This is a genomic window from Herbidospora solisilvae (assembly GCF_009901565.1).
Taxonomy (GTDB): domain Bacteria; phylum Actinomycetota; class Actinomycetes; order Streptosporangiales; family Streptosporangiaceae; genus Herbidospora; species Herbidospora solisilvae.
In genome coordinates this window covers 510,527-534,753 of the sequence record NZ_WXEW01000002.1, presented here as the reverse complement: position 1 = coordinate 534,753, position 24,227 = coordinate 510,527, and the positions used below count along the sequence as shown (strand labels likewise).

The window sequence follows — 24,227 nt, the reverse complement described above, 5'->3', positions numbered from 1 at the left end:
ACTCCCTTTTTGCTGGTCGTTTGCCTAGTTAACCAGACCCCTTGCGCTTCGGGAGAGAGCCGACGTACCGTGCGGAAAGCGCTTTCCACCTAAGGAGGACCGTATGGCCGAGCTCGGCGTGGTGATGAACGGGGTCACCGGGCGGATGGGATACCGGCAGCACCTGGTGCGATCGGTCTTGGCGATCAACGCCGAGGGCGGGGTCGTGCTCGCCGACGGATCGAAGGTCAGGCTGCGGCCGGTCCTGGTCGGGCGGAGTGAGGCCAAGCTCAAGGAGCTGGCCGCCAGGCACGACGTCGCCGACTACACCACCGACCTCGACGCCGCACTGGCCGATCCCGCGAACACGATCTACTTCGACGCCCAGATCACCCGGGCCCGGGTCGAGGCGACGAAGAAGGCCATCGCGGCCGGCAAGCACGTCTACTGCGAGAAGCCGACCGCCGAGACCTCGGCCGAGGCGCTGGAACTGGCCGCCACGGCCGAGACCGCCGGGGTGAAGAACGGCGTCGTCCAGGACAAGCTGTTCCTGCCGGGCCTGCTGAAGCTGAAGCGGCTGATCGACGGCGGCTTCTTCGGGCGCGTCCTGTCGATCCGGGGCGAGTTCGGCTACTGGGTGTTCGAGGGCGACTGGCAGGCCGCGCAGCGCCCGTCGTGGAACTACCGCGCCGAGGACGGCGGCGGCATCGTGCTCGACATGTTCCCCCACTGGGCCTACGTGCTGGAGAACCTGTTCGGCTCGGTGACCTCTGTCTACGCCCACGTCACGACCCACATCCCCGAGCGGTGGGACGAGCGCGGGCAGGCCTACCCGGCCACCGCCGACGACGCCGCCTACGCGGTGTTCGAGCTCGACGGCGGCGCGGTCGCGCAGATCAACTCGTCGTGGGCGGTCCGGGTGAACCGCGACGAACTGGTCGAGTTCCAGGTCGACGGCACCCACGGCAGCGCGGTCGCCGGGCTGCGCAACTGCCGCGTCCAGCACCGCAGCGCCACGCCCAAGCCGGTCTGGAACCCCGACCTGCCCGCCACGGCCAGGTTCCGCGACGACTGGCAGGAGGTGCCCGACAACGCCGAGTTCGACAACGGCTTCAAGGTCCAGTGGGAGCAGTTCGTCCGCCACGTGGCCGACGACGCGCCGTTCCCCTACACGCTGCGCTCCGGGGCGCGCGGGGTGCTGCTGGCCGAGCTGGGCCTGAAGTCGGCGGCCGAGGGCCGCCGCATGGCGGTGACGTCGTGAAAAGCTTCAAGAGCCGGGTCGTGTACGCCGCCGCGCACGTCGTGGCCGATCCCCTCGCCGACAACACGCCGGGCCGCCCCGCCGTCGTCGACTGGGAGGCCACCCTCCGCTACCGGCGGCACCTGTGGTCCCACGGCTTCCGGGTCGCCGACGCGATGGACACCGCCCAGCGCAACGCCGGCCTCGACTGGGCGGCGACGAAGGAGCTGATCCGGCTCAGCGCGGCCGAGGCCCCCGATCTGGTGGCCTGCGGCGCCGGCACCGACCAGCTCACCGGCCCGGCCGACCTGAAAGACGTGCTCGACGCCTACCTGGAGCAGATCGCCACCGTCCAGGAGGCCGGGGCGGGCGTGATCATCATGGCGTCGCGGCAGCTTGCGGCGGCGGCCCGGCACCCGGAGGACTACCACGAGATCTACGGCCGCCTGCTGGCCGAGGTCGAGCGGCCGGCGATCCTGCACTGGCTCGGCGAGATGTTCGACCCCAACCTGGCGGGCTACTGGGGCTCCCGGGACGTCGAGAAGGCGACGGCCGAGTTCCTGACCCTGGTCGGGGAGAACGCCGCGAAGATCGAGGGCGTGAAGGTCTCGCTGCTCGACGAGGCCCACGAGGTGGCCCTGCGCGCGGCACTGCCGGAGGGGGTCCGCCTCTACACGGGCGACGACTTCAACTACCCGTCCCTGATCAAGTCGGGCTCCCACGCGCTGCTGGGCATCTTCGACGCCATCGCCCCCGTGGCCTCGAAGGCGCTGACCGCCCTGGACGCCGGCGACCTCGACGAGTACGACCGTGTCCTGGCCCCCACGGTCGACCTGTCGCGGAAGATCTTCGAGGCGCCCACCTTCCACTACAAGACGGGCATCGTCTTCCTGGCCTGGCTCAACGGCCACCAGGACGCCTTCGTCATGGTCAACGGCGCCCAGTCGGCCCGCTCGCTCCCCCACCTGCGCGAGGTGTACCGCCTGGCCGCCGTGGCCGGGCTGATCGCCGACCCCGACCTGGCCGCCGCCCGCATGCGCTCCCTGGAGGCGGTGTACGGCCGATGAGCCTGTCCCTCAACCAGTGGACGACCAGACGCTGGACCGTGCGGGAGGCCGTCGAGGGCTGCGCCCGGCACGGCCTCGAGGCCATCGGCCTGTGGCGGCAGAACGTCGCCGACCAGGGCCTGGCCGAGTCGGTCAAGCTGGTCCGCGACGCGGGCCTGCGGGTCTCCTCCCTGTGCCGGGGCGGTTTCCTGACCGGCGACGACGCCCTCGACGACAACCGCCGTGCCATCGATGAGGCGGCGGCCTTGAACGCGTCGTGCCTGGTCATGGTGGTCGGCGGCCTCCCGGGCGTGGTCCCCGGCGAACCCCTGGGCCGCCTCTCCCGCGACCTGCCCGCCGCGCGGGCGAGGGTCGCGGAGTCGCTGGGGGTGCTCGCCCCCTACGCGGCCGAGGCGGGGGTGCGCCTGGCGCTCGAACCCCTCCATCCGGTGTACTGCGCCGACCGGGCCGTGTTGTCGACCCTGAAGCAGGCCAACGACCTGGCCGAGCCCTACGAGAACGTGGGGGTGGTGGTCGACACCTTCCACGTGTGGTGGGACCCGGAGGTCTTCACCGAGATCGCCCGCGCCAAGATCTTCAGCTACCAGGTGTGCGACTTCCTGGTCCCGCTCCCCGCCGACGTGCTGCTGGGCCGGGGCATGATGGGCGACGGCGTGATCGACTTCGGGCCGCTGACCGAGGCGGTCCGCAAGGCCGGTTACGACGGCGACGTCGAGGTCGAGATCTTCAACGCCGAGGTCTGGGCACGGGACCCCGACGAGGTGGTGGCCGAGATGATCACCCGCTTCGAACGACTGATCGCACCCACTCCCGGGCCCCGGGGATGACCTCGCCGAGGGGCTCGACCTCGGGGTGCCAGGCCTTCTCCCACTCCAGGGAGAACCACCCGGGATAGCCCCGGAGCAGGTCGGCGAAGACGTCCAGCGGCACCTCCCCGAGCCCCATCGGCCGGGGCGTGGTGCCGGTGGCGTCTTTGACCTGGACGTAGGCGAGATGCGGCGCGAGCGCCTCCAACGTGGCGGCGGGGTCCTCGCCGTTCCGCCAGGGGTGGAGGACGTCCCAGATCGCCCCGGCGGCCTCGGGCCGCCCGAACCGGTCGAGCAGCGCTCCCACTGCGGCCCCGGTCGCCATGTGGTCGTGCGTCTCGACCAGCACGCGCGCCCGCGTCTCCCCCGCGACCGCCTCCAGTCGTCTGAGCGCGGCCTCGACGTCGTTCCCGCCGGGGAACACCCGGACGCCGAGCGCCCCGAACCGGTCGGCCAGGGCGAGTTGTCCTCTCAGCGCGGCGATCACCGGCTCGTCGGGACCGGTCTCGGCGATGCGGACGTATCCGCACAGCGAGACGACCTCCAGCCCGGCGTCACGCGGATCGACGTCCAGCGGCATGTCCTCATGAAGCCGCACCTCCAGGCCCCCGACCGCGTGCCGGACGGCCAGCTCGACGGCCTCGGCGAGGGACGCGCCCGGCAGACCGAGCGTGCTGAACGCGAATCTCATCGGGCCCGCACACTCTCCCTGATCACGACCTCGCCCTCGACGTGCACCACCGAGGGTTCCTCGCCGTCGCCCAGGGCCAGCTCCACCGCCCGCGCTCCCAGCTCGGCCAGCGGCAGCCGGACCGTGGTGAGGGCCGGGACGAGGTCGCGCAGGGTCGCGATGTCGTCGAAGCCCGCGAGCGAGACGTCGTCGGGCACCCGGACGCCGCGCTCGCGGAAGGCCGCCAGCGCCCCCACCGCCATGACGTCGTTGACCGCGAACACACACGTCACGCCGGGCCCGATCGAGCGGGCGGCGGCGTAACCGCCGTCGCGGTCGAACGGCCCGTGGACGATCTGCGGGGCCGGCCCGGGAAGCGCCCCCGCGAACCCCTCGCACCGGTCGACGGCCGTGATCAGCCCGGGCGGCCCGGCCAGGACGGCGAAGTCGCGGTGCCCCATGGCGGTAAGCGCCTCCGCCAGCGCGGCCGCCCCCGCGCGGTTGGCGACGGCGACGGTGTCGGTGCCGAGAAGATCCTGGCCGATGACCGCGACCCGCCCGCCGCCGTTCCGGTAACGGTCGAGCTCGGCCCGCAGCGCCGCGGCCGAGGGGTCGTCGGTCCGCGACCCGGCCAGGATCACCGCGCGGGCCCGCTGCGCCCCCAGGGAGGAGACGTAGGCGATCTCCTTTGCGGGGTCGCGGTGGGTGGTGCCGACCATGACGACCATCCCGTGGGCCTCGGCCGCCCGCACGGCGCCGTCGGCGATCGCGGCGAAGTAGGGGTCGACCAGGTCGTGGACGACCAGGCCGATCACGTTCCCGGCCCCCCGCGCGAGGGTCTGGGCGGCCACGTTGGTGCGGTAGCCGAGCTCGGCCGCGGCCTGTTCGACCTTGGCCCGGAGCCCCGCCCCGACCTGGCGGGCGCTGCCGTTCAGCACCCGTGAGGCGGTCGCGAGGGACACCCCGGCATGGCGTGCGACGTCTTCGAGCGTGACCACGACATCCTCCCGGAAAGCGATTTCCCAGTATGCCGCACATCCCGTTGGTTACTCACGAGTAGCATTAGGGTGTCAGCCCACGCAGATAGGGAGATACCGTGCCCGCGTCACGTGAAGTCGTCTTCGTCGACGGCGTTCGCACGCCGTTCGGCAAGTCGGGGCCCAAGGGCCTCTACGCCGAGACCAGGGCGGACGATCTGGTCGTCCGCGTCATCCGCGAGCTGCTGCGCCGCAACCCGTCGTTGCCGCCCGAGCGGGTCGACGAGGTCGCCGTCGCGGCCACCACCCAGATCGGCGACCAGGGCCTCACGATCGGGCGGTCGGCCGCGATCCTGGCGGGCCTGCCCAAGACCGTGCCCGGTTACGCCATCGACCGCATGTGCGCGGGCGCGATGACCGCCGTGACCACGGTGGCGGGCGGGATCTCCTTCGGCGCCTACGACGTCGCCATCGCCGGCGGGGTCGAGCACATGGGCCGCCACCCGATGGGCGAGGGGGTCGACCCCAACCCGCGTTTCCTGTCCGAGAAACTGGTCGACGGCTCCGCCCTGGTCATGGGCATGACGGCGGAGAACCTGCACGACCGCTACCCCGCGATCACCAAGGAGCGGGCCGACGCCTACGCCGTGCTCTCGCAGGAGCGCGCCGCCAAGGCCTACGCCGACGGGGTGATCCAGCCCGACCTGGTGCCGATGGCCACCCGCAAGGCCGCCGAGGGCTGGGGGCTGGCCACGGCAGACGAGGCCATGCGGCCCGGCACCTCCATGGAGGGGCTGCGCAACCTCAAGACGCCCTTCCGGCCGCACGGCAACGTGACGGCGGGCAACGCCTCCGGCATCAACGACGGCGCCACCGGCTGCATCGTCGCCGCCGAGGACGTCGCGGCCGAACTCGGGCTGACCGGGCGGATGCGGCTGGTCTCCTACGCCTTCGCGGGCGTCGATCCCGAGCTGATGGGCGTCGGGCCGATCCCCTCGACCGAGCGGGCGCTGCGGCTGGCGGGGCTGTCCATCGGCGACATCGGGCTGTTCGAGATCAACGAGGCGTTCGCCGTCCAGGTGCTGGCCTTCCTCGACCACTTCGGCATCGCCGACGACGACCCCCGGGTGAACCCCTACGGCGGCGCCATCGCCTACGGCCACCCGCTGGCCTCCAGCGGCGTGCGGCTGATGACGCAGCTGTCGCGCAGCATGGCCGAGCACCCCGAGGTCCGTTACGGCATCACCACCATGTGCGTCGGCCTCGGCATGGGCGGCACCGTCATCTGGGAGAACCTGGCATGAGCGAGCTGGTAACGCACGCCCTCGTCCGCGACGTCGAACTTCCCTACGGCGCGGGCACCATGGCGCTGATCACCCTGGACAACGGCGAAGACCACACCAAGCCGAACACCTTCGGCGAGGGCGGGCTCAACGAGCTGAAGAACGCCCTCGACGCGATCGAGAAGCGCACCGACCTGACGGCCGTCGGCGTCACCGGCAAGCCGTTCATCTTCGCGGTGGGGGCCGACCTCAAGGAGGCCGCCACCATCTCCAACCGGGAGCAGGCCCACCTCGTGGGTCAGCTCGGCCACGCCGTGTTCCGGCGGCTCGGGGAACTGGCCATCCCGTCGTTCGCGTTCGTGAACGGCGCCGCGATGGGCGGCGGCCTGGAGCTGGCGCTGCACTGCACGTACCGGACGATCTCCGCCGGCGTCCCGGCGGTCGCCTTCCCCGAGTGTTTCCTCGGGCTGGTGCCGGGCTGGGGCGGGACCTACCTGACGCCCCGGCTGATCGGGCCGGAGAAGGCGATCAAGCTGATCGTCGAGAACCCGCTGTCGCAGAACCGCATGGTCAAGGGGCCGGAGGCCTACGGGCTGGGGCTCGCCGACGCGCTGTTCGAGCCGGCCGACTTCCTGGAGGAGTCGCTGCGCTGGGCCGCCCGGGTGGTCAACGGCGACGTCGTGGTCGAGCGGCCGGGGCACGAGTCCGTCGACTGGGCGCCCGTCGTCGAGCAGGCCCGTCAGCTGGTCGACCTGAAGGTCCATGGCGCGGCGCCGGCTCCCTACCGGGCCCTGGAGCTCATCGAGAAGGCCCGCACGAGCGACCGCGACACCGGGTTCGCGGCCGAGGACGACGTGCTGGCCGATCTCATCATGAGCGACGAGCTGCGCGCCGGGCTCTACGCCTTCGACCTGACGCAGCGGCGGGCCAAGAAGCCGGCCGGGGTGCCCGAGGTGCCGGGCCGCGCCATCACCAAGATCGGCGTGGTCGGCGCGGGGCTGATGGCCTCGCAGTTCGCGCTGCTGTTCGCGCGGCGGCTGCAGGTGCCGGTCGTGCTGACCGACCTCGACCAGGAACGCGTCGACAAGGGCGTCGGCCACGTCCACCAGGAGATCGACACGCTCCTGGCCAAGGGCCGCGTCACCGCCGACCAGGCCACCCGGCTGAAGAAGCTGGTCACCGGTTCGCTGACCAAGGAGGCGTTCGCCGACGCCGACTTCGTCATCGAGGCGGTGTTCGAGGACCTGGCCGTCAAGCAGAAGGTGTTCGCCGAGGTCGAGGAGGTCGTCTCCGACACCTGCGTGCTGGCGACCAACACCTCTTCCCTGTCGGTCACCGAGATGGCCTCGCAGCTCCGGCACCCCGAGCGGCTCGTCGGCTTCCACTTCTTCAACCCGGTCGCGGTCATGCCGCTGCTGGAGATCGTGCGCGGCGACCGGACCGACGACGTGACCGTCGCGACCGCGTTCACCGCGGCCAAGCAGCTGCGCAAGTCGGCGGTGCTGGTCAAGGACGCGCCCGCGTTCGTGGTCAACCGGCTGCTCACCCGCTTCATGGGCGAGGTGCTGGCCTCGGTCGACTCCGGCACCTCCGCCGACGTCGCCGACCACGCGCTCGACGGGCTCGGCCTGCCGATGACGCCGTTCACACTGCTCAAGCTGGTCGGCCCGGCGGTCGCGCTGCACGTCGCCGAGACGATGAACACCGCCTACCCCGACCGGTTCCCGGTCTCGGCCGCGCTGGCCACGATGGTGTCCACCGGCGGCGACACGCTCCACCCCGGCCGGGGGTTCGTCTCGAACGAGCAGGAGGTGCGGGAGCGCGCGCTGCGCGGGCTGGCGGAGGAGATCCGCATCATGCTCGACGAGGGTGTGGTCTCCGCGCCGCAGGACATCGACCTGTGCCTGATCCTGGGCGCGGGCTGGCCGTTCCACCTGGGGGGCATCACGCCCTACCTCGACCGGACGGGCGTCTCCGAGGCGGTCAACGGAGCCCGGTTCCTCCCCTAGGCTCCCGTGATGTGCGGGAACTGATGCTCGGAATCGGCCTCGGCCTCGGCGCCGGGGTCGCTCCGGGCGCGCTGCTCGGCCTGGTCATCACCGCGAGCCTTCGCGGGGGTTTCCCGGCCGGGCTGCGCATGGCGTGCGTGCCGCTGCTGTCGGACCTGCCCGTCGTGGTGCTCTCGATCGTGCTCGCGGGCGCGCTCCCGTCCGGTCTGCTGCGGGGTCTGTCGATCGCCGGGGGCCTGTACGTCGTCTACCTCGGCGCCGAGGCCGTCATGGCGGCCCGTACGGCCGTCCTCCCGGCGCCCGGCGAACGGGTGCCCTCGCAGGTCGGCAAGGGCGTGCTGGTCAACCTGACGAACCCGCACCCGTGGTTGTTCTGGATCACCGTGGGCGGGCCGCTCGTCGTGGCCGCCTGGTCCGACGGGGTCGCGCAGGCGGCGGCCTTCATGGTCGGTTTCTACACGCTCCTCGTCGGCGCGAAGGTCGTCCTGGCCGGGCTCGTCGCGGCCGGGCGGCACCGGCTCGGCCCGCGCGCCTACCGCGCGACCCTGGCCGCGAGCGGGCTGCTGCTGGCCGGGGCCGGGCTGTGGCTGGTGGTCCAGGGCGTGACCGGGTAGCCGCCGGGCAGAGGACGACGATGTTCGATGCCGTGGACCAGCTCCTCGAATGGCTGACCGACCAGAGCCCGATCCTCGTCGCCACCGTCACCCTGCTGTACGTCGCCCTCGAAGGCATGCTGCTCATCGGCGTCATCGTGCCCGGCGACCTGTCGTTGATCATCGCGGGGACCACCGTCGACACCGTCGCCGAGGGCCCGCTGGTGGTCGCGGGCGGCCTGGGCGGGGTCGCGGTGAGCGCGTTCTCGGGCCACTGGATCGGCGGTCACTTCGGCCCGCGGGTGCGGACGAGCAGGCTGGGCCGGTGGGTCGGCGACGAGAAGTGGAAACAGGCCGGAGAGGTGCTGCACGGCAGCGGCTGGCTGATCGCGCTGACCTATTTCGTGCCGGGGCTGAACGCGCTGACCCCGGTCCTGGCCGGGATCCTGGACATGCCGCGCCGCCGGTTCGGCTTCTGGGCCCTGATCGGCGGCGCGATCTGGGTCGTCGGCTACGTCACCCTCGGCGCGCTCGCCGGTGAGGCGGCCCGCCACAACGAGGGGCTGATCATGCCGATCGCGGCCGGGGTCGCGGTGGTCGCGGCCACGATCGGCTTCGTCGTCAGACGGATCGTCGAAAGGCGTTAGAACTCGACGGCGGCGCGGCGGCGCAGCGTGTCGGCGAGCTCGCCCGCCAGGTCGATCGCGGTCAGCCCGGCGTCGGCCAGGATCTTCGGCCGCTTGGCGTGGTCGAGGAACTCCTGGGCCAGCCCGAAGTTGCGGACCGGCACGTCGATGTCGTGGTCGCGCAGCAGCCGCGACACGGCGTCGCCGACCGCGCCCACGCGGCCGTTGTCCTCGACCACCGCGACCAGCTTGTGGGCGGCGGCCAGCAGCGTCAGCGACTCGTCGAGCGGCTTGACCCAGCGCGGATCGACGACCGTGACGGAGATGCCCTGCGCGGCCAGCAGCCCGGCGGCGTCGAGGCTGACCTCGGCCATCGGGCCCACCGCGACGATGAGCACGTCGGGCTCGCCCTCGCCCTCGCGCAGCAGCTCCATCGAGCCGATCTCGCCGATCGCCTCGACCTCTTTGACCAGGGCCCCCTTGGGGAAACGCACCACGGTCGGGCCGTCGGTGACCCGCAGCGCCTCGCCGAGCAGCTCGCGCAGCCGGGTGGCGTCGCGCGGCACCGCGACCTGGAGACCGGGCACGACCTGGAGGATCGACAGGTCCCACATGCCGTTGTGGCTGGCGCCGTCGTCGCCGGTCACGCCGGCCCGGTCGAGCACCACGGTCACCGGGAGCCGGTGGAGGGCGACGTCCATGAGCAGCTGGTCGAAGGCGCGGTTGAGGAAGGTCGCGTAGACCGCGACGACCGGCTTCAGGCCGCCGACGCACAGGCCGGCCGCGCTGGTCAGCGCGTGTTGCTCGGCGATGCCGACGTCGAAGATGCGGTCGGGGTAGAGGGCGGCGAAGTCGGCCAGGCCGGTCGGGTGGAGCATCGCGGCGGTGATGGCGACCACGTCGGGACGCTCGGCGCCGACGCGCACCATCTCCTCGCTGAACACGTCGGTCCAGCCGAGCTGCTTGGGCCGCTCCTCACCGGTGACGATGTCGAAGGGCTGCGGCGCGTGGAAGCAGTCTTCGTCGTGGTTCTCGGCCGGCTCGTAGCCCTGGCCCTTCTTCGTCACGACGTGGACGATGACCGGGCCGCCGTAGGACTTGGCCTTGCGGAGCGCGGTCTCCATCGCGGGCTCGTCGTGGCCGTCGATCGGGCCGACGTATTTGATGCCGAGGTCTTCGAACATGACCTGCGGGGCCAGGACGTCTTTGAGGCCCTTCTTGATGCCGTGGAGGGTGTCGTAGAGGACCGGCACGTTGCCGAACTTGTCTTTGACGAACTCCAGCACCTGCTCGTAGCTCTGGGTGACGCGCAGCTTGGCCAGGTGGGTGGCCAGGCCGCCGATCGTCGGGGAGTAGGAGCGGCCGTTGTCGTTGACCACGATGACCAGCGGCAGGTCTTTGGTCAGCGCGATGTTGTTGAGCGCCTCCCAGGCCATGCCGCCGGTGAGCGCGCCGTCGCCGATGACCGCCACGACGTGGCGGTCGCTGCCGGACAGGCGGAAGCCCTTGGCGATGCCGTCGCCCCACGAGAGGGCGGTGGAGGCGTGGGAGTTCTCGACGATGTCGTGGGGCGACTCGGCCTGGCTCGGGTAGCCCGACAGGCCGCCCTCCTGGCGCAGGCCGTCGAACTGGTCGGCGCGGCCGGTCAGCATCTTGTGGACGTAGGACTGGTGGCCGGTGTCCCAGACGATGCGGTCGTGGGGGGAGTCGAAGACCCGGTGGATCGCGATGGTCAGCTCGACCACCCCAAGGTTCGGACCCAGGTGACCACCCGCCTTCGAGTTCGCGACGGAGCGGACCAGAAGGTCACGGATCTCCTCGGCGAGCCGGGGCAGCTCGCTCGCGTCGAGTGCTTTGAGGTCGGTCGGTCCGCTCAGGGACTCCAGAAGGCCCACTGCGATTCCTTTCCCGTTCGCCGTCGAACAGTAGGAGTGTAGTTCGACAATGCCCGGCTTCCGGCTCCGAGGCCTGGGGAATCCCTTTACGGGCGGTTGACTTGTCCCCTACTCTCCTGGATTCGTGCGAAAAATCATCCCCTTACTGGTGGCAGGTCTGGTGGCGCCCCTGCTGGCGCCCGGAACGGTCCACGCACGGCCTGTTCCGACCGGTCTGTCCGCTCTCACGAAGAACCCTATCTACACCTCCGGCAAGCTGCCGGTCCGGTCGTGTCCCGAATACTCCGTGACGATCGAGGACTTCCTGACCGCGCAGAACTACCTGCGTGAGGGCGCGGAGTGCCTCGACGCCACCTGGACGTCCTTCTTCAAGAAGGCGAAGCTCCCGTTCCGCAAGCCGGGCATGGAGTTCATCAGCAAGCCGACCAAGACCCGCGCGTGCGGGAACATGGACGGCTTCTGGGGCGGCGCCTACTGCCACGACACGCAGGGCCTGGTCGTCCTGGTCGACGGCTGGATGCTCGAGTACGAGGGCACGCCCTTCCTCTTCTATGTGCTGGCGCACGAGTACGGCCACCACGTCCAGCAGCGGGCGGGCATCATCAAGGCCCACTACAAGCTGATGCCGAAGAGCACCAAGGCGGCCTACAAGTGGCACGCCCGCCTGGAGCTGCAGGCCGACTGCCTCTCCGGGGCGTTCCTGCGCAGCATCTGGGCCTCCACGGGGCGCGACTCCCATGACTGGCAGCAGCTCCTGACCTACATCAAGGAGGACATGGGCGACCCGACCCACGGCGGCGGCAAGAGCCGGGCGGCGTGGACCGACCGCGGCTTCAAGGCGGGCTCGCCGAGTGTGTGCAACACCTACAAGGCTCCGGCCTCACAGGTGGCCTGACCTGCGGTGCGGCGGTCATCCACGGGGGGTGGCCGCCGTAAATATCCGTATTTACCCGACTTTACTCGCCAATAAGACCTGCAATATGGTCTTCCCCACCATGCGAATTCCCCTGATCGCACTGGCCTCCGGCGCTCTCTCCGTCCTCGTCGTGACGGGCTCCGCCGCCCAGGCCACCTTCTCTCCCCCGCCCCTCGCCGCCGCCCCGTCGGCCGCGGATCCGGCCGCGACCACACCGGCGCCGATGGCCGCGCCGGCCGCCGCGAAGCGCGTGTTCCCCACGGTGCTGACGAAGAACCGGCTCTACCGGTCGGGCGCCGTCGACTCGTTCACCTGCTCGCCGGGCGAACCACGCGCGGGCAGCGCCAACTCGCTCAAGGCCTACCTGCTCAAGGTCGCCCGCTGCGTCAACGGCATGTACGCCCGCCAGTTCAGGGCGGCCGGACTGGGCGCCTACCGGGTACCGAAGATCATCATCCGGGCCAGCGGCACCAAGACGCCGTGCGGCAAGCTCAGCAACACCTACACCGCCCACTACTGCCCGTCGTCGCAGACCATCTACCAGTTCCTCCCGAAGGCCACGATCCGCAACCCGTGGGGCCTGACGCTGGCCAAGACCATGGCCCACGAGATCGGCCACCACGCCCAGCAGCGCGCGGGGATCGTGCCGGCGTTCAACCGGCTCTACGCGCAGGCGCGCACCAAGACCGCCCGCAACTACCTGAGCCACCGGGTCGAGCAGCAGGCCGAGTGCATGGCCGGGGTGTTCCTCGGGTCGGTGCAGGAGAGCCTGCCGGTCGTCTTCGAGGAGTGGGACCAGGTCGTCGACTGGGCCGCCAAGCACGCCTCCGACACCGTCCACGGCAAGGGCCGCAACCAGGCCTTCTGGCTGGAGCGGGGCTACGACTCGCAGTCGTTCCTGTCGTGCAACACCTGGACCGCGCCCAACGCGCGGGTCGCCTAGTCCTCCCGTCACGAATCATCCGGTACGGAGAGCGAGACGCGGACGGCCGCAGGCCGGCCGCGTCTCGCGTTGTGAATCTGCCTCCACAACAGGGTTGCCTATCCTGGGGAGATGACCGCGATGGCGCCCTCCCGTACCGAACCGGACCTGTCCTTCCTGCTCGACCACACCAGCCACGTGCTGCGGACCCGGATGGCGGCGGCGCTGGCCGAGATCGGGCTGACCGCCCGCATGCACTGCGTGCTGGTGCACGCACTCGAAGAGGAGCGCACCCAGATCCAGCTCGCCGAGATCGGCGACATGGACAAGACCACGATGGTGGTCACCGTCGACGCCCTGGAGCAGGCGGGCCTGGCCGAGCGCCGGCCGTCGAGCACCGACCGCCGGGCCCGGATCATCGCGGTCACCGAGAAGGGCGCCGAGGTCGCGGCCCGAAGTCAGCGCATCGCCGACCGCGTCCACCGCGAGGCCCTCGACGCCCTCTCCGCCGAGGAGGGGAAGACCCTCGTCGGGCTGCTGACCCGGCTCACCGAAGGACATCTGGCCACCCCCGTCGAAGCGCCGCAGGGCGCCCGGCGGGCCCGGCAGCGCATCCGATAATCGTCTATAACAAAACTATCTGCTACGGTCGCTTCTGTTCCCCCCGAACAGGAGACGACCATGTCCCGTTGGCTCGCGTTGGCGGTCCTGTCGACCGCCATGCTGATGACCATCCTCGACGGCAGCATCGTGACCGTGGCGCTGCCCGCCATCCAGCACGACCTCGGCTTCACCTCGGCCGCCCTCAGCTGGACGGTCAACGCCTACCTGATCCCCTTCGGCGGCCTGCTGCTGCTGTCCGGACGGCTCGGCGACCTGATCGGCCGCAAACGCGTGTTCCTCGCCGGGAACGCCGTCTTCGTCGCGGCCTCGCTGCTGGCTGGGCTGGCCGGCACCCCGGAACTGCTGGTCGCCGCCCGGTTCCTGCAGGGCGTGGGCAGCGCGCTGGCCTCCTCGGTCGTGCTCGGCATCCTGGTGACGCTGTTCACCGAGCCTGCCGAGCGGGCGAGGGCGATCGGGGTGTTCAGCTTCACCGGCGCGGCCGGCGCCTCGATCGGCCAGGTGCTCGGCGGGGTGCTCACCGACGCCCTCGACTGGCACTGGATCTTCTTCATCAACGTGCCGATCGGGCTGGTCACGATCCTGCTCGCGGTCCGGGCGCTGCCCGCCGAGCGCGGCACGGGCCTGTCGGCCGGGGCCGACGTCGCCGGCGCGGCGCTGGTCACCGCAGGGCTGATGCTGGGCGTCTACACCGTGGTCGGGATCGAGCAGCACGGCGCCGGGCAGAGCCTCGCCTACGGCGGGTTGTCGGTCGTGCTGCTGGCCGGGTTCTTCGTGCGCCAGGCGACCGCGCGCACCCCGCTGATGCCGCTGCGGGTGTTCCGGTCGAGGAACGTGTCGGGCGCGAACGCGGTGCAGATCCTGGCGTTGTCGGCCATGTTCTCGTTCCAGATCCTGGTCGCCCTGTTCATGCAGCGGGTCCTCGGCTACGGCGCCCTGGCGACGGGCCTGGCCATGCTGCCCGCCGCCGCGGCCATCGGCGGCGTGTCGCTGTTCGTCTCGGCCCGGCTCAACGACCGCTACGGCGCGCGCACGGTGCTGCTCGCGGGTTTGGTGCTGCTGGTGGCCGCGATGGGCTGGCTGACCCGCGTGCCGGTGGACGCCGTCTACGTCACCGACCTGCTGCCGGTGATGCTGCTGATCGCCGGGGGCGGGCTGGTGCTGCCCGCCCTGACGAACCTCGGCATGTCGGACGCCCGCGACGACGACGCCGGGCTGGCCTCGGGCCTGTTCAACACCACCCAGCAGATCGGCATGGCGCTCGGCGTGGCGGTGCTGTCGACGCTGGCGGCGGGCCGCACCGAGAGCCTGCTGGGCGGGGGCTCGCCGACGGCGGTCGCGTTGACCGAGGGCTACCGGCTGGCGTTCACCGTGTCGGCGGGACTGCTCGCGGTCGCGTTCGCGGTGGCCCTGGCGGTGCTCCGTCCGGTCAGACGCTCATCCGCGCGAGCACCTCGAGCGGGTCGGCGAGTACCCTCGTGAAGGCCAGTTCGGCGGCCCCCACCAGCGTCGCGTCGTCGCCGAGCTCCGAGGTGCGCAGCCGCAGCGTCTCCCGCAGCGCGGGATGGGTCGCCAGGTTGAGGCGGCTGCGGACCTGCGCGGCCGAGCCGAGATAGATCTCGCGCAGGGTGCCGCCGAAGATGACGACCTCGGGGTTGAAGACGTTCACCAGGTTGGCGACGCCGATGCCGAGCCAGTCGCCCACCCGGTGGAGCGCGTCCTGAGCGATTATGTCGCCGCGGTCGGCCGCCTCGACGACCGCGTGGATGCCGTCGCGACCCCGGCCCGCCGCCAGGCGGTGGATGCCGGAGCTGCCGGCGTGTTCGAGCAGCGCCCGCTCCCCCACCTCGGCCTCCAGGCAGCCGTGGGAGCCGCAGCCGCAGGCCCGGCCGCCGGGGTTGACCACCATGTGGCCGACCTCGCCGCCGTAGCCGGCCGCGCCGCCGAGCAGCTGGCCGTTGACCACGATGCCGCCGCCGATGCCGACGTCGCCGTGCAGGTAGACGAGGTCGCGGCAGCCCGCCCCGGTGCCGCGGGTGTGCTCGGCGAGCGCGCCCAGGTTGGCGTCGTTGCCGACGGTCACCGGCAGGCCCATGGCCAGGCGCTTGGACAGCTCCTCGCCGAACGGGCCGTCCTCCATCTCCAGGTTGGGGCTGAAGCGGACCAGGCCGTCGCTCTTGCGGACCGCGCCGCAGAACGCCGCCGCCGCGCCGACGCAGACGGTGTCGGCCCTGGTCTTGCGGTGCATCTGGCGGGCGAACCCGGCCAGCGTGGCGACCGACTCGTTGAGGTCGAAGGCGCCACGCGGGCGCACCGCCCAGCGGCGGTCGAGGATGACCCCGCCCAGCCCGACGCGGGCGGCGACCAGCCGGTCGACGCCCACGTCGAAGGCGAGGACGTAGACCCGCGAGGACTCGGGCCGGACCACCAGTGAGGGGCGGCCGGCCCGGCCGGTCTCCTTCGGCAGTTCCTCGCGCACCAGACCGGCGGCGGTGAGGTCGGCCGTCAGCGCCATGATGGTGCTGCGGTTCAGCCCCATGCGGCTGGTCAGTTCGGCACGCGAGGTCGGGCCGCCGAGGTGGACGTGGCGCAGGAGGGTTCCGAGGTTGTGACGGCGGATCTCCTCCTGAGAGGGACCTGCGCGCAACATGCGTCCTGCCTCTGGTGCCGGGGGGTCGTCGTTCGCGCCCACCCTATCGGCGGCCGGATGCCGACGCCCGCTTACGGGAGAGGGCGTCCACACCCGCCGCGAGCAGCAGCACCGCGCCGGTGACCACGTACTTCACGCTGGAGCTGTAGCCCATCAGGCCCATGCCGTTGATGACGACCGCGACCACCGCGCCGCCGAGGATGGCGTCGAGGGCCCGGCCCTTGCCGCCGAACAACGACGTGCCGCCGATGACCGCCGCGCCGACGGCGAACAGCAGCACGTTGCTGCCGCCCGTGTTGGGGTCGACGGAGTTGGCCCGGGAGGCCGCGATGATGCCGCCGACGGAGGCCATGAAGGAACAGATGACGAACGCGGAGATCTTGATGCGGTCGACGTTGATACCGGCCCGGCGGGCCGCCTCGGCGTTGCCGCCGACGGCGTAGATGTGCCGGCCGAAACGGGTGCGGCGCAGCACGAACGTCCAGACCAGCAGCAGCACCAGGATGATCGGCACCACGACCGGCACGCCCGTCAGGGAGATGACGCCCGGGTTGCGGCTGCGCTCCAGGTTCAGCACGTACACCGCGAAACCCGACGCGACGGCGAGGGCGCCGACGCGGACGGCGATCAGCGACAGCGGGTCGGCGACCAGGCCCCGGGCCGACCTGCGGCGGTTGTTGACGAGCTGGAGACCGGCGTAGGCGACCACGCCGACGACCACGAGCGCCCAGCCGAGCCACGGGTACATGTTCTCGTTGGCGATGGCCAGGATGACCGAGTCGCGGATCGAGATGTTGGTGCCCTCGTCGAGCAGGATCAGCACGACGCCCTGGAAGGCCAGGAACGCCGCCAGCGTCACGACGAACGACGGGATGCCGAGCTTGGCCACCAGCCAGCCGATGATCAGACCGATCACGACGCCGACCACCATCGCGGCCAGCACGGCGGCGTACCAGGGCCAGCCCTCGTTGGTGAGGAGCACGCCGAGGAAGGCCGCGCAGACGCCCGAGGCGAAGCCCGCCGACAGGTCGATCTCGCCCAGCAGCAGGACGAAGACCAGGCCCATCGCGATGACGGTGACGCCCGCTCCCTGGGTGAACAGGTTGGCGAAGTTGACCGGCGACAGGAAGACCGGCGACAGGATCGCGAAGACCGTGCACAGCACGATGAGGCCGATGACCGCCGGGAGGGCGCCGAGTTCACCTCCGCGCACCCGCTCCACGTAGTCGCGGACCTGCTGGTTCAGCCCGGCGGATGGCGCGACGGCCTTCTCCTCCGGGGCGGTTGTGGTGGTCATGCGGTCGCTTCCTTGCCGTTCTGCAGGCCGAGCTCCCCGCTGCGCCCGGCCGTGATGAGCTCCACGATCTGGGAGTGGGTGACGTCGGAGGTCTTCACCTGGGCGGCCATGCGGCCGAGGTACAACGCGGCGATCCGGTCGGAGACCGCGAAGACGTCGTTCATGTTGTGGGAGATGAGCACGACCGCCAGGCCTTTGTCGGCCAGGCGGCGGACCAGCTCGAGGACCTGCGCGGTCTGCGCGACGCCCAGAGCGGCGGTCGGTTCGTCGAGGATGACGACCTTGCTGTTCCACAGGACGGCCTTGGCGATGGCGACGGTCTGCCGCTGTCCGCCCGACAGGCTGGAGACGTGCTGGCGGAGGGACTTGACCGTCCGGACCGAGAGGCCCACGAGGGTCTTGGCCGCCATCTCCTCCATCGTGTCCTCGTCGAGGACCAGGCCGCGCTTGCGCTCCCGGCCGAGGAACATGTTCTGGACGATGTCGAGGTTGTCGCAGAGCGCGAGGTCCTGGTAGACGATCTCGACGCCGAGCGCGGCCGCGTCGCGGGGACCGCTGACGTGGACCTGCCTGCCCTCGAAGTAGTACTCGCCCGAGTCGAACGGGTGGATGCCCCCGATGCACTTGACGAGGGTGGACTTACCGGCGCCGTTGTCGCCGACAAGGGCGGTCACCTCTCCGGGGTAAACGGAAAAGGCGACATCGTGGAGGACCTGCACGGGGCCGAAGCTCTTGTCGATTCCGCGCAGTTCCAGAACGGGTGCCGTGGACACGATGGGCTACTCCTGGTTCCAGAAAGGGGTACGGCCCACGCCCTGTGCCGGGGGGAGCGTGCGTGGACCGTACCCGCGGAGTGACTTAGCTGATGCCGGCCTCGGTGCACAGGGCGGCGAAGTCGCCCGTGCAGAGCTCTTCCTTCGTGACGTAGCCGTCGGCGACGACGTCCTTCACGTTGTCCTTGTAGATGGCGACCGGGGTCAGCAGGACGGCCGGCACGTCGGCGCCGGTCTCGCTGTCCTTGACGGTGCCGGTGGCGGCGGGCTTCTCACCCTTGGCCAGCGCGATGGCCAGCTGCGCGGTGGCGTCGGCCTCCTGCTTGACGGCCTTGTAGACGGTCATGCACTGGTCGCCGGCGAGGATGTTCTGCAGGCCCTGCGCGGTGGCGTCCTGGCCGGTGACCGGGACCTTGCCGTTGAGGTTGTTCTTCTTCAGCACCGCGATGGCGGCGTTGCCGAGGCCGTCGTTCGCGGCGAGCACGCCGGCGATCTTCGGCTCCTTGGTGAGCTGCTGCTCGAAGAGGGTGCCGGCCTGGGCGTTGTCCCAGTCGGGAACCGAGTCCTCCGGGCCCTTGACGTAGTCGCCCGAGTCGAACTTCGGCTTGAGGACGCTGTCGTAACCCTCCTTGAAGAGGGTGGCGTTGTTGTCGGTCGGCGAGCCGTTCAGGTAGGAGATGATCGGCTTCTCGGCCTTGGCGTCGTCGAGGCACTTCGACAGGCCCTCGCCCTGGAGCTTGCCCACGGCGGTGTTGTCGAAGGAGACGTAGTAGTCGGCGTTGCCGCCGAGGGTGAGGCGGTCGTAGTCGATGGTGGCGATGCCCTGGGCCTTCGCCTTGTCGAGGACGGCCTTGCCGGTGCCCGAGTCGAGGTTGACGATCGCGAGCACGGTCACGCCGCCAGTGATCATCTGGTCGGCGATGGTCTGGAACTGGGTCTTGTCACCCTGGGCGTTCTGGATGTCGTAGGCGACACCCGCGGCCTTGAACGCCTCTTCGAGGTACTTGCGGTCGGCGGTCTCCCACCGGGCGGAGGACTTGCTGTCGGGGAGGATGACGCCGATCTTGCCAGCGGGGGCGGCGGCGGACGTCGCGGGGGCGGCGCCGGTCGTCTCGGGAGCTGCGCCGGTGCCCTCGTCACCCCCGCCACACGCGGTGAGACCGAGGGAAAGGGCCGCGAAGGCGGCGCCGATGCTGAGGATCCCCTTGCGCATGATGCGTGGGTCCTTTCTGGCCGGGGGTCTATCGGGGGGTGTGACTCACCTAATGGGTGAATGTTGTTTGAGACAACGTAAGCCCAAGGGAACTTGGGGGAAAGACACGGGACGGTAACGTTTGTTGCCCGGGGTAACAATGGAGAAACGTACCCGCAAAGAAGCCGACCTCCCCACCAAGGCCGGGTAAAAACCGGAAAGCCACCCAGGTCACAGACCTGAGCGGCGTCCGGTGAGCCGGTCACGCCCGGCGCGTCAGCGCGTCCGGACCGCCGCCCGCAGCAGCATCACCCCGAAGACGACGGCGGCCGCCCGCCACGAGGGGGAACAGCGGCAGCAGCGTGTTCATGGTGCGAACCCGCGCGCCGGGGGCGGCCACCAGGCGATCGGCGCCGACCGCGAAGGCGACGCAGAGCCGCCAGTCGAGCAGAGCCGGCGCGCCGCCCGATACCAGCAGCGACCCGATCCACCCGGCCGCCAGGGACACCACCGAGGCGACCTCGCCCGTGCCGGTCAGGAGCCGGGGCCGGTCGAGAACGTCGCCCGCTCGCGCACCCCGAGTCGCAGGACGTGTCCGAGCAGGTCACGGCGCAGGCCCAGTACGAGCGTGTTGAGATGCCATGGCGACAGGAGGAGGCCGGCGAGGTCAAGGAGGATCAGGACGGTGACCAGTCCGGTCGGCCGACGGTGCCGAGATCACCCCCGGTGGTCTGGGCGAGTGCGGCGGCCGAACGGCTCACGTCGAGCGGCAGCACGACGCTCCAGGCCGGATCGGCCGTCATCGTCTCGGTCAGCAGCCAGTCGGCAGGGGTGCGCGGCATGATGAGATGTCCTCCGGTAAGCAGCGGGAGCCGGGGTGTTACGGTCTCCCCGGCTCACGCTGTCGTCACGTCACGTCACATGCAGACGACGAGGCTCACGGTGCTGGCGAGGCAGACGCCGCCAGCCCCTTACGCCCGGTTACCCAGCCGTCCGGAGCAGCCTCCTCGGACCGCCCGGTGTGGGAGTCATCAAAGAAGAGGCGATCGGAGTTTCACGCGCACCGCCCTGGGACCCTTTACCGGGGCTTCGGATGAACTGAACAAGACGGCACTCGGCGGCACATGGATGCCCCATTACGGTACGTGTCATTCCTCTTCTCCGGTGCCCAATGGGGTTCGCTCGGCCGAGTGTGTGCGGGAATCGCTTGTGCGTGCCGAGTTGTTTCGGTCGCAAGCTACCGCAGGTTACAGAGATCTGGTGCGACAGGCCGAAGCCGCAGGTAGAGTCATCGACTTCCGGCGAACGAGGTTGCGGAGAGTAACAACGGCCGGTGAAAAATCATGCGTTGTGATATGCACCGAAAGCCTAAAAACCGGCCTGCCAATTCGGCCGACACCGAAACAGGGCCGACCGCATCACTTCGACACGCCGTGGAGGAAGGACGCCAGGACACGATTTCGCTGTCCACCGAAATATGACGGCGGCACTCACCCCGGCGAATTCATTCAGGCGGATCCGGAGCGCTCGCCGTGGCAGTGGCCGGGCCGCAGATATGCAAATGTCGCGCACGTTTGTTGGAGGCGGCCGCGGTCGGCTCGGACGTCGAAGTCCGAGTGTTGGCCAGAGCTCCCCCGGCGTTGCGGCGCGAGGCGGGAGCGGATGGTCGGCGCCACGGGCGGCGGGGTGCGGGAGCGGCGAGTGGGGTCAGGGCGGGCGGAGCCGTAACGGAAAGAAGGCTTTGAACGGCGGAAGCCGCCCGGATTGAACCGGGCGGCTTCCTAGGTGAGACATGGGCCGCCCGGATTGAACCGGGCGGCTTCGCGAGTGAGAGGTGGGCCGCCCGGACACGGACCGGGCGGCTTCCTCGTTGGCCGCTACTTGGCCAGGAGGGAGCGGAGGACGTACTGCATGATGCCCCCGTGGCGGTAGTAGTCGGCCTCGCCGGGGGTGTCGATGCGGACGATCGCCTCGAACTGCTTGTCGCCCGCGCGGACGGTCACGGTCGCCGGGGTGTGGCCCTGGTTGAGTTCCTCGACGCCGGTGATCTCGAAGGTCTCCTCGCCCGTCAGGCCCAGGGACGTGGCGGTCTCGCCCTCGGGGAACTGGAGCGGGAGCACGCCCATGCCGATCAGGTTGGAGCGGTGGATGCGCTCGTAGGACTCGGCGATGACGGCGCGCACGCCCAGGAGCGCGGTGCCCTTGGCCGCCCAGTCGCGCGAGGAGCCCGAACCGTACTCCTTGCCCGCCAGGACGACGAGCGGGGTGCCCGCCGCCTGGTAGTTGACCGAGGCGTCGTAGATGAACGACTGCGGGCCGCCCTCCTGGGTGAAGTCGCGGGTGTAGCCGCCCTCGACGCCGTCGAGCAGGAGGTTCTTCAGCCGGATGTTGGCGAAGGTGCCGCGGATCATGACCTCGTGGTTGCCGCGGCGGGAGCCGTAGCTGTTGAAGTCCTTGACCTCGACGCCGTTCTCCTTGAGGTAGTCGGCCGCCGGGGTGCCCGGCTTGATCGAGCCCGCGGGCGAGATGTGGTCGGTGGTGACCGAGTCGCCGAGCACCGCCAGCACGCGGGCGCCGGTGATGTCGGTGACCGGCTCGGGCTTGGCGGGCATGCCCTCGAAGTAGGGGGCCTTGCGCACGTAGGTCGAGGCCGGGTCCCACTCGAAGGTGTCGCCGGTCGGGATCGGCAGCGACTGCCAGTGCTCGTCGCCCTTGAAGACGTCGGCGTAGTCGCGCAGGAACATGTCCTGGCCGATCGACTCGGCGACGACCCGCGAGACTTCTTCGGGCTCGGGCCAGATGTCCTTCAGGAAGACGGGCTGCCCGTCGGCGCCGGTGCCCAGCGGCTCGTTGTTGAGGTCGAGGTCCATGGTGCCCGCGAGCGCGTAGGCGACCACCAGCGGCGGCGAGGCCAGGTAGTTCATCTTCACGTCGGGGTTGATGCGGCCCTCGAAGTTGCGGTTGCCCGAGAGCACGGCGGTGACGGCGAGGTCGTTGGCCTGGATCGCGGCCGAGATCTCCTCGGGCAGCGGGCCCGAGTTGCCGATGCAGGTGGTGCAGCCGTAGCCGACCAGGTTGAAGCCGATCTTGTCGAGGTAGGGCTGGAGGCCCGACCGCTCGAAGTAGCCGGTGACGACCTGGGAGCCGGGGGCCAGCGAGGTCTTCACCCACGGCTTGCGGGTCAGCCCCTTCTCGACCGCGTTGCGGGCGAGCAGCGCCGCGCCGAGCATCACGTAGGGGTTGGAGGTGTTGGTGCACGAGGTGATCGCGGCGATGGTGACGACGCCGTGGTCGATCTCGAAGCTGGTGCCGTCGGCCAGGGTGACCGGCACCGCCTTGTGGGGGCGGGGCGCGCCGGCGCGGGCGTTGGAGGCGGGCGCGTCGGAGGCGGGGAACGACTCCTCGACGGCCTCGTCGACGCCGTCGCCGTCGAAGTCGGTGACGTAGTTGCGCACGTCGCGGCGCCAGATCTCCTTCGACTCGCTCAGCGAGATGCGGTCCTGCGGGCGCTTGGGCCCGGCGATCGACGGCACCACGGTGGACAGGTCGAGCTCGATGTACTCGGAGAACTCCGGCTCGGCGTGCGGGTCGAGCCAGAGGCCCTGCGCCTTGGCGTAGGCCTCGACGAGGGCGGTCTGCTCCTCGCTGCGGCCGGTCAGGGTCAGGTAGTTGATCGTCTCCTGGTCGATCGGGAAGATCGCGCAGGTGGAGCCGAACTCGGGGCTCATGTTGCCGATCGTGGCCCGGTTGGCCAGGGGCACCGAGGAGACGCCCTCGCCGTAGAACTCGACGAACTTGCCGACCACGCCGTGCTTGCGCAGCATCTCGGTGATGACGAGCACCAGGTCGGTGGCGGTCGCGCCGGCCGGGAGCTTGCCGGTGAGCTTGAAGCCGACCACCCGCGGGATGAGCATGGAGATCGGCTGGCCGAGCATCGCGGCCTCGGCCTCGATGCCGCCGACGCCCCAGCCGAGGACGCCGATGCCGTTCTCCATCGTGGTGTGGGAGTCGGTGCCGACGCAGGTGTCGGGGTAGGCCTTGCCGTCGCGGATCATGACCACGCGGGCGAGGTGCTCGATGTTGACCTGGTGGACGATGCCGGTGCCCGGGGGCACGACCTTGAACTCGTCGAAGGCGGTCTGGCCCCAGCGCAGGAACTGGTAGCGCTCGTGGTTGCGCTCGTACTCCTTCTCGACGTTGCGCTGGAAGGAGTCGGGGCCGCCGAAGAAGTCGACGATGACCGAGTGGTCGATGACCATCTCGGCCGGGGCGAGCGGGTTGATGCGGGCCGGGTCGCCGCCGAGGTCGCGCACGGCCTCGCGCATGGTGGCCAGGTCGACCACGCAGGGGACGCCGGTGAAGTCCTGCATGATGACGCGGGCCGGGGTGAACTGGATCTCCACGCTCGGCGCGGCCGACGGGTCCCACTGGCCGAGGGCGTTGATGTGGGCCTCGGTGATGTTCGCGCCGTCTTCGGTGCGCAGCAGGTTCTCCAGCAGGATCTTCAGGCTGTACGGGAGGCGCGCCGACCCTTCGACCCTGTCCAGCCGGTAGATCTCGTACGACGCGTCACCCACGCGCAGTGTGTCACGGGCGCCGAAGCTGTTCGCGGACACGAAGTCTCGCCTCCCCAAAGGTTCTCTGTTGACAACTCGCCCGGCCATCCTCCCGTACGCACGGGAGGGGTTGATCGGTCAGGCTCGCCTAACCT

21 protein-coding genes are annotated in these 24,227 nt (G+C 70.5%); 11 read left to right on the top strand and 10 right to left on the bottom strand.

The window, feature by feature from the left end:
• The first annotated feature begins 103 nt into the window (after positions 1-103).
• Genes GT755_RS08140 through GT755_RS08130 form a run of 3 tightly spaced genes read left to right on the top strand, consistent with a single transcriptional unit; the run spans position 104 to position 3,113 of the window.
• Complete coding sequence (locus tag GT755_RS08140; protein WP_161479079.1) at positions 104-1,240, top strand: Gfo/Idh/MocA family protein; 1,137 nt, start codon at positions 104-106, stop codon at positions 1,238-1,240.
• Positions 1,237-2,286, top strand: coding sequence for a dihydrodipicolinate synthase family protein (locus GT755_RS08135; protein ID WP_161479078.1), 1,050 nt, complete (start codon positions 1,237-1,239; stop codon positions 2,284-2,286). Before GT755_RS08140 ends, GT755_RS08135 begins: the two co-directional genes overlap by 4 nt.
• Positions 2,283-3,113 carry a sugar phosphate isomerase/epimerase family protein gene (locus GT755_RS08130; RefSeq protein ID WP_161479077.1) on the top strand — a complete coding sequence of 277 codons (831 nt, stop codon included), beginning with the start codon at positions 2,283-2,285 and terminating at the stop codon, positions 3,111-3,113. Before GT755_RS08135 ends, GT755_RS08130 begins: the two co-directional genes overlap by 4 nt.
• Here the strand turns inward: GT755_RS08130 and GT755_RS08125 are convergent.
• Together GT755_RS08125 and GT755_RS08120 are read right to left on the bottom strand one after the other, a co-directional pair.
• Positions 3,064-3,783, bottom strand: coding sequence for a sugar phosphate isomerase/epimerase family protein (locus tag GT755_RS08125; protein WP_161479076.1), 720 nt, complete (start codon positions 3,781-3,783; stop codon positions 3,064-3,066). The two genes, GT755_RS08130 and GT755_RS08125, sit on opposite strands and share 50 nt — an antisense overlap.
• Positions 3,780-4,760: a LacI family DNA-binding transcriptional regulator gene (locus tag GT755_RS08120; RefSeq protein ID WP_161479075.1), complete on the bottom strand. Its 981-nt coding sequence runs from the start codon at positions 4,758-4,760 to the stop codon at positions 3,780-3,782. Before GT755_RS08120 ends, GT755_RS08125 begins: the two co-directional genes overlap by 4 nt.
• 98 nt (positions 4,761-4,858) lie before the next feature.
• Between GT755_RS08120 and GT755_RS08115 the strand changes: the two genes are divergently transcribed.
• Genes GT755_RS08115 through GT755_RS08100 form a run of 4 tightly spaced genes read left to right on the top strand, consistent with a single transcriptional unit; the run spans position 4,859 to position 9,271 of the window.
• Positions 4,859-6,043 carry a thiolase family protein gene (locus GT755_RS08115; RefSeq protein ID WP_161479074.1) on the top strand — a complete coding sequence of 395 codons (1,185 nt, stop codon included), beginning with the start codon at positions 4,859-4,861 and terminating at the stop codon, positions 6,041-6,043.
• Positions 6,040-8,031: a 3-hydroxyacyl-CoA dehydrogenase NAD-binding domain-containing protein gene (locus tag GT755_RS08110; protein ID WP_161479073.1), complete on the top strand. Its 1,992-nt coding sequence runs from the start codon at positions 6,040-6,042 to the stop codon at positions 8,029-8,031. Before GT755_RS08115 ends, GT755_RS08110 begins: the two co-directional genes overlap by 4 nt.
• A gap of 11 nt (positions 8,032-8,042) precedes the next feature.
• Positions 8,043-8,645, top strand: a complete 603-nt coding sequence (locus GT755_RS08105; protein WP_161479072.1) for a LysE family translocator — start codon at positions 8,043-8,045, stop codon at positions 8,643-8,645.
• Positions 8,646-8,665: 20 nt separating this feature from the next.
• Positions 8,666-9,271 carry a DedA family protein gene (locus tag GT755_RS08100; RefSeq protein ID WP_161479071.1) on the top strand — a complete coding sequence of 202 codons (606 nt, stop codon included), beginning with the start codon at positions 8,666-8,668 and terminating at the stop codon, positions 9,269-9,271.
• Here GT755_RS08100 and dxs read toward each other — a convergent pair.
• Complete coding sequence (gene dxs / locus GT755_RS08095) at positions 9,268-11,145, bottom strand: 1-deoxy-D-xylulose-5-phosphate synthase (RefSeq protein ID WP_161479070.1); 1,878 nt, start codon at positions 11,143-11,145, stop codon at positions 9,268-9,270. The two genes, GT755_RS08100 and dxs, sit on opposite strands and share 4 nt — an antisense overlap.
• Positions 11,146-11,269: 124 nt before the next feature.
• Between dxs and GT755_RS39290 the strand changes: the two genes are divergently transcribed.
• The 4 genes from GT755_RS39290 to GT755_RS08075 all read left to right on the top strand — a co-directional run bounded on the left by GT755_RS39290 (position 11,270) and on the right by GT755_RS08075 (position 15,086).
• Positions 11,270-12,040, top strand: coding sequence for a neutral zinc metallopeptidase (locus tag GT755_RS39290; RefSeq protein WP_161479069.1), 771 nt, complete (start codon positions 11,270-11,272; stop codon positions 12,038-12,040).
• A gap of 100 nt (positions 12,041-12,140) precedes the next feature.
• The gene (locus GT755_RS08085; protein WP_161479068.1) at positions 12,141-13,004 is read left to right on the top strand and encodes a neutral zinc metallopeptidase; all 864 of its coding nucleotides are present in this window, start codon (positions 12,141-12,143) and stop codon (positions 13,002-13,004) included.
• Positions 13,005-13,115: 111 nt separating this feature from the next.
• Positions 13,116-13,604 (top strand): MarR family winged helix-turn-helix transcriptional regulator, encoded by a 489-nt coding sequence (locus GT755_RS08080; RefSeq protein ID WP_161479067.1) that lies wholly within the window; start codon positions 13,116-13,118, stop codon positions 13,602-13,604.
• A 60-nt stretch (positions 13,605-13,664) separates the two neighbouring features.
• Positions 13,665-15,086 carry an MFS transporter gene (locus tag GT755_RS08075; protein ID WP_202609757.1) on the top strand — a complete coding sequence of 474 codons (1,422 nt, stop codon included), beginning with the start codon at positions 13,665-13,667 and terminating at the stop codon, positions 15,084-15,086.
• Here the strand turns inward: GT755_RS08075 and GT755_RS08070 are convergent.
• The 7 genes from GT755_RS08070 to acnA all read right to left on the bottom strand — a co-directional run bounded on the left by GT755_RS08070 (position 15,034) and on the right by acnA (position 24,180).
• On the bottom strand, positions 15,034-16,254 hold the full coding sequence (locus GT755_RS08070) for an ROK family transcriptional regulator (protein WP_030454357.1): 1,221 nt from the start codon (positions 16,252-16,254) through the stop codon (positions 15,034-15,036). The genes GT755_RS08075 and GT755_RS08070 overlap by 53 nt on opposite strands.
• Positions 16,255-16,297: 43 nt before the next feature.
• Positions 16,298-17,551 carry a sugar ABC transporter permease gene (locus GT755_RS08065; RefSeq protein ID WP_161479066.1) on the bottom strand — a complete coding sequence of 418 codons (1,254 nt, stop codon included), beginning with the start codon at positions 17,549-17,551 and terminating at the stop codon, positions 16,298-16,300.
• Positions 17,548-18,324 carry an ATP-binding cassette domain-containing protein gene (locus tag GT755_RS08060; protein WP_062345540.1) on the bottom strand — a complete coding sequence of 259 codons (777 nt, stop codon included), beginning with the start codon at positions 18,322-18,324 and terminating at the stop codon, positions 17,548-17,550. Before GT755_RS08060 ends, GT755_RS08065 begins: the two co-directional genes overlap by 4 nt.
• 85 nt (positions 18,325-18,409) lie before the next feature.
• Positions 18,410-19,537 carry a sugar ABC transporter substrate-binding protein gene (locus GT755_RS08055; RefSeq protein ID WP_161479065.1) on the bottom strand — a complete coding sequence of 376 codons (1,128 nt, stop codon included), beginning with the start codon at positions 19,535-19,537 and terminating at the stop codon, positions 18,410-18,412.
• A gap of 241 nt (positions 19,538-19,778) precedes the next feature.
• The gene (locus GT755_RS08050; RefSeq protein ID WP_161479064.1) at positions 19,779-20,027 is read right to left on the bottom strand and encodes a hypothetical protein; all 249 of its coding nucleotides are present in this window, start codon (positions 20,025-20,027) and stop codon (positions 19,779-19,781) included.
• Between the two features lie 166 nt (positions 20,028-20,193).
• A complete protein-coding gene (locus tag GT755_RS08045; RefSeq protein WP_161479063.1) occupies positions 20,194-20,358 on the bottom strand; it encodes a hypothetical protein in 165 nt (54 codons plus the stop codon).
• Between the two features lie 1,035 nt (positions 20,359-21,393).
• Positions 21,394-24,180, bottom strand: coding sequence for an aconitate hydratase AcnA (gene acnA / locus GT755_RS08040; RefSeq protein WP_202609756.1), 2,787 nt, complete (start codon positions 24,178-24,180; stop codon positions 21,394-21,396).
• Between the last annotated feature and the right edge of the window lie 47 nt (positions 24,181-24,227).

Bases quoted from the DNA above. Each gene is read 5' to 3' on its own strand.
- GT755_RS08140 (WP_161479079.1), top strand. From the start codon at position 104: ATGGCCGAGCTCGGCGTGGTGATGAACGGGGTCACCGGGCGGATGGGA.
- GT755_RS08130 (WP_161479077.1), top strand. From the start codon at position 2,283: ATGAGCCTGTCCCTCAACCAGTGGACGACCAGACGCTGGACCGTGCGG.
- GT755_RS08125 (WP_161479076.1), bottom strand. From the start codon at position 3,783: ATGAGATTCGCGTTCAGCACGCTCGGTCTGCCGGGCGCGTCCCTCGCC.
- GT755_RS08110 (WP_161479073.1), top strand. From the start codon at position 6,040: ATGAGCGAGCTGGTAACGCACGCCCTCGTCCGCGACGTCGAACTTCCC.
- GT755_RS08100 (WP_161479071.1), top strand. From the start codon at position 8,666: ATGTTCGATGCCGTGGACCAGCTCCTCGAATGGCTGACCGACCAGAGC.
- GT755_RS08085 (WP_161479068.1), top strand. From the start codon at position 12,141: ATGCGAATTCCCCTGATCGCACTGGCCTCCGGCGCTCTCTCCGTCCTC.
- GT755_RS08080 (WP_161479067.1), top strand. From the start codon at position 13,116: ATGACCGCGATGGCGCCCTCCCGTACCGAACCGGACCTGTCCTTCCTG.
- GT755_RS08075 (WP_202609757.1), top strand. From the start codon at position 13,665: ATGTCCCGTTGGCTCGCGTTGGCGGTCCTGTCGACCGCCATGCTGATG.
- GT755_RS08070 (WP_030454357.1), bottom strand. From the start codon at position 16,254: ATGTTGCGCGCAGGTCCCTCTCAGGAGGAGATCCGCCGTCACAACCTC.
- GT755_RS08065 (WP_161479066.1), bottom strand. From the start codon at position 17,551: ATGACCACCACAACCGCCCCGGAGGAGAAGGCCGTCGCGCCATCCGCC.
- GT755_RS08055 (WP_161479065.1), bottom strand. From the start codon at position 19,537: ATGCGCAAGGGGATCCTCAGCATCGGCGCCGCCTTCGCGGCCCTTTCC.
- GT755_RS08045 (WP_161479063.1), bottom strand. From the start codon at position 20,358: ATGCCGCGCACCCCTGCCGACTGGCTGCTGACCGAGACGATGACGGCC.
- acnA (WP_202609756.1), bottom strand. From the start codon at position 24,180: ATGGCCGGGCGAGTTGTCAACAGAGAACCTTTGGGGAGGCGAGACTTC.